Raw genomic sequence first — 6,400 nt, 5'->3', positions numbered from 1 at the left:
ATAAATTGCTCTTCAAATTTCTTGAAATTTCAGCTTATTGCCGTAGAGAGTTCGTTCATGAAGCTAGACACCAAGAAAAGCGAAATGAACGTGATCTATCGGTCATCTTCTTTTCTAAAATCATCTAATCTCTTAGATAACAAAAAAGAGAAACAACTTTAAAAGTACATTTAAAATTGTCCCTCTTTTAGCAATGCCTAAATATAAATAAAACCGCCAATCACACCGGCTACAATCATCAATAAAATTGGATTTAGTTTGGTCTTGCGCATAACAAAAAGGGATGCAGCCATTAAGAGTAAAGCTATCCAATCCAAACGCGCCCAATGAAAGTCAGTGAAGTCACTACTATTAAAAAGCGTCAATAATAAAATAGTTAAGCCGGCAGACATGATTAATCCAACTGAAGAAGCTTTCAAACCTGCTAATAAGCCCTGGACAATTTTTGATTCCCGTTTACGCTGAAAAAACGCCGCTAAGCCAAGCGAAATACTTACGCCGCCAAAAATACAGCCGACTGTCGCGACAACCGCTCCCGGAATACCAAACAACTGCATCCCAACAAACGTTGACGTATTAACAGCTAATGGGCCAGGGGTCATTTGCGAAATCGTAATAATATCCGTAAATACTTTTTCGGAAAGCCAATGGAGTTCATTGACAATTTGTTCTTGAATCAAGGGAATAATGGCATAGCCCCCCCCAATACTCAAAAAACCGATGGTCAAAAAACGCCAAAATAACTGCAGCATTTAGATTTCCCCCTTTTGCCAAACCACTAACATACATAAAATCGCTGTAATGCCTAAAATCACCAAAACATTCACTTGGAAAAAAGCATTGGCTACAAAACTAAAAGGGATGAGCAACGTCAACAGTAATTGTTTTTCTTTGACGATTAACTGCACCATATCAATTAACAAATCTACAATCATCGCCGCTACACAGGCTTGCATCCCTCTTAATACAGCCATCACTATCAGATTTTGGCTAAAAGCGACATAAAAACTAGAAATGACCGCTAAAATCACAATTGGTGGAATAATCCCACAAATTGCGCTTAAAAGCGCACCAACATAGCCACCAGCTTTTTTTCCAGCCAAAACGCCAAGATTAATGGCAATCGCCCCCGGAGAGGATTGTGCAATTGCTGCCATTTCCATTAAGTCATCTTTTGAAAAATACGCTTTTTCATCGACATAAAATTTGCGAATCATAGGAACGACCACATAACCACCACCAAAAGTAAACGCACTGATATATAAATTCACCCGACAAATCCATGCGTAAAGCTTCAATTTTTCCATTGTGTCACTCCTTACAATTTTATTTCGTTTGATTCTCATTTTCTCGTCATTTAAGTATACGATTTGTTTTAACATGTGTGAAATGCTATTATTTGCTTAATAACATGCATAAAATTCATGTCAAAAAGAGGTGAAGGTGTGATGCAGTATCGCCAATGTTTCATTTTTTATACTGTGGCCAAAGAAAAAAGTTTTACTCAAGCAGCTACCAAACTTTTTATGACGCAATCGGCTATTTCGCATGCCATGAAAGATTTGGAAACAGAAGCTGGCACAGCGTTGTTTGAACGCTTACATCGCAAAATTGAACTCACAGCTGCAGGCACTGCATTATTGGCTACTGTTACCCCATTAGTTGAAAAATTTCAACAAGTCGAAATGCAACTGCAAAATTTAGAACAAGCTGCACCATTGCGACTGGCTTCTTGTATCACTTACGGGGAAATTACCTTACCGCAAGTCTTAGATCAATTTAAAAGCCAATTACCCCACCAAAAAATTATCGTTCAAATCTCACCAGCAGAAGATTGTTATAAAAAATTATCCGCCGGAAAAGTGGATCTTGCCATTTTAGAAGGCAGAGTGCCAAATGGCAATTATCAGCAAAAAGTGATTGCCAACTATCCACTAGCTTTTGTGGCCGCCCCTGATCTTTTCACTACTGCCAAGTTAACTTTGACTGAGCTTTTAAGTCAACCGCTACTTTTAAGAGAAAGAGGTTCTGCGGTACGGGAAACCTTTGAAGCCTTCTTAACCCTAAAAGGTTTACGCTGCTACCCAACGTGGGAGAGTACGGATTCGGCTAGTTTAATCGCCGCCACTAAAAATAAAATGGGCATAAGCTTATTACCACGGCCATTAGTTGCCAGAGCTTTAGCTAAAAATGAATTGGCGGAACTTGTCGTAACCCAGGCAAAACTCCATAACCAAATCACCGCCTTACGCCCTAATCGCAATAATCCATCTGCTTTAGAAAAATTGTGGACATGTTTGTAAGGTATTGACTTTCTACCTATAAAATAAGCAGGAAATCCTCTCGGATTTCCTGCTTATTTTATATTATAACTTTTCGACATAATATTATGCTTATCGTGTCTGTTGCGCTTAGTCATCATTTCATCTACTTCTTCATAGTTTTTTTCGTATTCTTCTTCGCCACTCATTAAAATAGTCGTAATAATATCTAATAAATAGATAATTGCAAACTGCGTATTCACAAACTTTTTTTCATCAGCAAAATTACTACTGAAAACAACGAGCGAAATATCGCTAATCTCAGAAATATAACTATCGGCAAACGAAGTAATAGAAATAATTCCTGCACCTTGTTCTTTACATATATCTAGAGTCTCCACAATTTCATCTGTTGCTCCAGAAGAAGAAATTGCAATAACTAAATCATCCTCTGTCAACGAACGACTACCAATTAGCATTAAATGCGTATTGGTCAAACAGCGTGCAGTCATTCCCATTTTTAAAAAGCGTAAATTTAATTCTTCGGCTGTAAAACCTGAACTACCCAATCCATAAATATAAATTCGTTTGGCAGTTTTTATTTTTTTTATAGCCTCATAAATAAGTTCTTTATCCAGGCTTTTATTTGTTCGATCAATAATTTTGTTGTAATAATAATAAATTTGATCAAAATAATCATCTTGTTTAACTTCAAATTGATTAGAAATGGAGTTAATTTTCATCTTCATATCGACATAAGAAGCAGCTCCCATTTTGCGACAAAAACGCGTAATTGTTGAGGTCGAGGCGCCAGTTACTTGGGAAAGACTGGTAATATTCATATTTTGCAAACTACTATCATTTTGTAAAACATAGTTTGCAATAGCTTTTTCTTTATCAGATAAGTCATTATATTTCTGCTGTATTGTTTGTAAAATATCCATGTTGCGCCCCCTTTTCTTATTGTCAATTTAACTTATAAAAATTAATTTTGCTGGGTTAAAAAGTGGTATAACGCCCCAACCATACCGGCTTTATTTCCAAGTTTTGCAAAATATAATTCACTTTTACCAAAAATTGGTGATATTAATTGTTCGGCAATTTTTGCTTCTAGGTGAGGCTTAATAAAACCAACTTGCTCCATAATACCCCCTCCTAAAATAATCTGTTCAGGATTGAGTAAATACATAATAGTAGTAATCCCTTTAGCCAAATCTTGCAGCCAATCATCTAAAACCTTTAGAACTTTAGGGTTTCCAGTTTCAGCTAATGCCATAATCTGATGACCATTTAAATTTTGTTGCTGTAAAAATTCTTGCGCCCGCCTGGTTAAAGCATTTGTTGAAGCAAGGTCTTGAAAATTTTTTCCCTCTACCTGTAAATAGCCCACTTCCCCTGCACAAAAATTCGTACCTCGCACAAGTGCCCCGTTTTGATAAACAGCACCACCCACTCCGGTACCAACAGCTAAACAGACAATATTTTTTTGGGTTAATAGCTTTCCCTGCCAGGCTTCAGCTAGTAACACGCAATTGACATCATTTTCTACCTCGCAAGGCAAATTAAAACTATCTTTAACGGCTTTTTTAAAATTTGTTCCCTGAAAATTAGGAATAGTGTAGCCTGCATAAACAACTTCTCCTTTTTCGGGGTCAATAACACCTGAACTAGAGATTGCAACACCGACTATGCTATATTCTACTGATATTCGTTGGATTAAGTCAAGAACTGTCTTTAAAATCATATTTTGCTTCTTAGTATTTTGACAAGGTGTTGTTTGACTGGGAGAAACAGCTTCTCCCATTTCATTATACACGCCACTTTTAATACTAGTACCACCAATATCAATACAAAAATAATTGGACATTTAAAAAATTCCTTTCGTAAAAGAGTATTATAAGCCGTAAGTCAACAGACTCGCGGCTTATAGCTTATTATTCCAAAGCTTTAGAGCGGCGCAATCCACGGTCTATAACTTTATTCCCAGTGTTTACAAAGTTATCTAAAGCGGCTTTTGGTGTTTTATCGCCTGTCATTACAGCTTGTAGCTCTGGATATAAAGCATTACGTATTTCGGCATAGCCAGGACTATTATTAGAAAAATTTACAACATACTTATCATTATCTAAATAAGCAGCAAGATAAGGTAAATCTGCTTTATGTGCATCCGCTACACTATTACGGATGGGAAGGAAATTAATACTTGCTTCTACTAATTCTTTATTTTCGGAATAAAATTTAACGAAATCTTGTGCCAAATCTTTGCGCTTTTCACCATTTGTATTAAATACCCCAGATCCCAATACATAAGTAAAGGAAACAGGCATTTTTTTCCCCGGCACATTTGCAAGCCTTGCATCAAAATTTTCTACTGTACCATCTTTCATAGCTCCTAACATACCATTAAACAACATTGCATTCGTAAAACTAACAGCTACTTGTTGATTTTGAAACATCGCATTAACATCGTTACTTACTAAAGACTCAGGACCTGAAGCCATCAATTGTTCTTCGTTTAATTTTTTCAAAAAACTTAACGCTTCTACACCAGATTTTTCATTAACATTCAACTCTCCGTTTTCATCAAAGAATTGATTACCAAACATCCGCAAATACATCATATTCCATGTATCACCTTGATTATTTTTGCAAAAAAATCCTAAAGGTGCCACTTTATTATTAGCTTCTTTTAGTTTTGTCAAAATTTTATAAAATTCATCAGTCGTCCAAGTTGCAATATCATGTTTACCACTAATACATTCTTCTAATCCTGCAGCTTTAAACATATCCGCATTGTACGCTAGCGTACCAGGATTTTGAGCAAAGGGATAAAAATATGTTTTATCATCAATTTGAACATTATTCCAAATTGCTTCTGAAATATCCCCTTCATTCTTACTATCAATGACTTCATTGAAAGGTTCCAATAATCCTTGATGAGCAAATGTGGATAAAACAAATGTGGAATCAAAAAACACATCTGGTAAAGTATTAGTTTGTGTTGCTACACTCATTTTACTATCTCGTTCATCACCAGGAACAACCTGTACATTAATTTTCACATCTGGATGTTCTTTTTCATACATGTTGGCAGCGGTTTTTAAAAAACTATCGTAATCTGCACCTTTTTCATCTGCACTGAAAGTACCTTTCCATTGTGGAGTCAACCAAACATCAATTTCATTTTGTGCTTTTGCATTAGCTGAGCCACAACCAGACACAGTGAAAAGGGTAACACTCGCTAATAAACCTAAGAATAATTTTTTCATAATTATAGTCCTCTCTTTCACAGGTGCTATTCTTTAACCGCGCCTGCAGTAGCCCCTTTCGTAAAGTATCGTTGGAATAAAATGAAGATAATTAACATTGGCAAAGCAGCTATAGCAGCACCTGCAACGCGCAAGCCAATATTAGGATTAATATCTTGTTGCAAACTAGCCACCCCGATAGTTAGCGTTTTCATTTCTTTGCTGCGTGCCATTAACAATTGCCACAAATAATCATTCCAAGCAGTAACAAAATTCAAAATGAACAATGCACCGATTCCAGGTTTTACAATTGGCAACATTAATTTACTAAAAATTGTCCACTCGTTGGCGCCATCCAATTTGGCAGATTCTCGCAGTGATTCTGGGATATCTTTAAAGAAGGAATATAGCATAAATGTACCAAAACCAGTCGCCAAGTTCGGGACAATCATTGATTGATACGTATCAATCCAATTTAGCCCAATAATAACATCAAATAACGGTACAATAAATGTTTCTTTAGGAACCATAATGGAAGCAATCACTAAAACAAAGAGAACAGTTCTACCTTTGAAATGTAATTTGGCAAAACCATAAGCTGCTAAAGCCGAAATCAAAACACTGAATAAACTGGTCAGAAATGATACTACAAAACTATTCCAAATCCATTGAAAAGCTGGCTGACCCTGAAACAATTCCGATAAATTTCCCGTAAACCAATTTTTAGGCAAAATGTCTGGTGGCATTTTATAAATTTCCGGCGAAGTTTTAAAGGTATTGGTTAACAACCAAAACAGTGGTAGTAAGAAGCATAGTGCTAGGAAAAAGACGATAATATTAGTGACTAAGTCAAATTTTTCCATTCGTTTTAATTTAGCAAACACGAGATAC

7 protein-coding genes are annotated in these 6,400 nt (G+C 36.1%); 1 reads left to right on the top strand and 6 read right to left on the bottom strand.

The genetic code is table 11. The annotated features are described in order from the left end of the window. Positions 1–197: 197 nt before the first annotated feature. Entirely contained in the window at positions 198–752 is a 555-nt protein-coding gene (locus RK01_RS11565) for a chromate transporter (RefSeq protein ID WP_016173459.1), read from the bottom strand. Beyond that, complete coding sequence (locus RK01_RS11560) at positions 753–1,307, bottom strand: chromate transporter (protein WP_016173458.1); 555 nt, start codon at positions 1,305–1,307, stop codon at positions 753–755. Between the two features lie 141 nt (positions 1,308–1,448). Here RK01_RS11560 and RK01_RS11555 point away from each other — a divergent pair, with 141 nt between their 5' ends. Next, positions 1,449–2,303 carry a LysR family transcriptional regulator gene (locus RK01_RS11555; protein ID WP_016173457.1) on the top strand — a complete coding sequence of 285 codons (855 nt, stop codon included), beginning with the start codon at positions 1,449–1,451 and terminating at the stop codon, positions 2,301–2,303. 53 nt (positions 2,304–2,356) lie between these two features. On the opposite strand, the gene RK01_RS11550 is transcribed toward RK01_RS11555, so the two are convergent. The 4 genes from RK01_RS11550 to RK01_RS11535 form a co-directional block, all read right to left on the bottom strand. Continuing rightward, positions 2,357–3,205: a MurR/RpiR family transcriptional regulator gene (locus RK01_RS11550; RefSeq protein ID WP_016173456.1), complete on the bottom strand. Its 849-nt coding sequence runs from the start codon at positions 3,203–3,205 to the stop codon at positions 2,357–2,359. A gap of 41 nt (positions 3,206–3,246) precedes the next feature. After that, a complete protein-coding gene (locus RK01_RS11545; RefSeq protein ID WP_016173455.1) occupies positions 3,247–4,128 on the bottom strand; it encodes an ROK family protein in 882 nt (293 codons plus the stop codon). 67 nt (positions 4,129–4,195) lie between these two features. Further along, a complete protein-coding gene (locus RK01_RS11540) occupies positions 4,196–5,530 on the bottom strand; it encodes an ABC transporter substrate-binding protein (protein WP_016173454.1) in 1,335 nt (444 codons plus the stop codon). Between the two features lie 26 nt (positions 5,531–5,556). Next, positions 5,557–6,372: a carbohydrate ABC transporter permease gene (locus tag RK01_RS11535; protein WP_034864848.1), complete on the bottom strand. Its 816-nt coding sequence runs from the start codon at positions 6,370–6,372 to the stop codon at positions 5,557–5,559. Between the last annotated feature and the right edge of the window lie 28 nt (positions 6,373–6,400).

Origin of the sequence: Enterococcus dispar ATCC 51266 (assembly GCF_000406945.1) — a bacterium.
GTDB lineage: Bacteria > Bacillota > Bacilli > Lactobacillales > Enterococcaceae > Enterococcus_C > Enterococcus_C dispar.
This window is presented reverse-complemented; position numbering and strand designations above follow the sequence as displayed.

Excerpts from the sequence above, each read along its gene's own strand:
- RK01_RS11565 (WP_016173459.1), bottom strand. The coding sequence starts at position 752 with ATGCTGCAGTTATTTTGGCGTTTTTTGACCATCGGTTTTTTGAGTATT.
- RK01_RS11560 (WP_016173458.1), bottom strand. The coding sequence starts at position 1,307 with ATGGAAAAATTGAAGCTTTACGCATGGATTTGTCGGGTGAATTTATAT.
- RK01_RS11555 (WP_016173457.1), top strand. The coding sequence starts at position 1,449 with ATGCAGTATCGCCAATGTTTCATTTTTTATACTGTGGCCAAAGAAAAA.
- RK01_RS11550 (WP_016173456.1), bottom strand. The coding sequence starts at position 3,205 with ATGGATATTTTACAAACAATACAGCAGAAATATAATGACTTATCTGAT.
- RK01_RS11545 (WP_016173455.1), bottom strand. The coding sequence starts at position 4,128 with ATGTCCAATTATTTTTGTATTGATATTGGTGGTACTAGTATTAAAAGT.
- RK01_RS11540 (WP_016173454.1), bottom strand. The coding sequence starts at position 5,530 with ATGAAAAAATTATTCTTAGGTTTATTAGCGAGTGTTACCCTTTTCACT.
- RK01_RS11535 (WP_034864848.1), bottom strand. The coding sequence starts at position 6,372 with ATGGAAAAATTTGACTTAGTCACTAATATTATCGTCTTTTTCCTAGCA.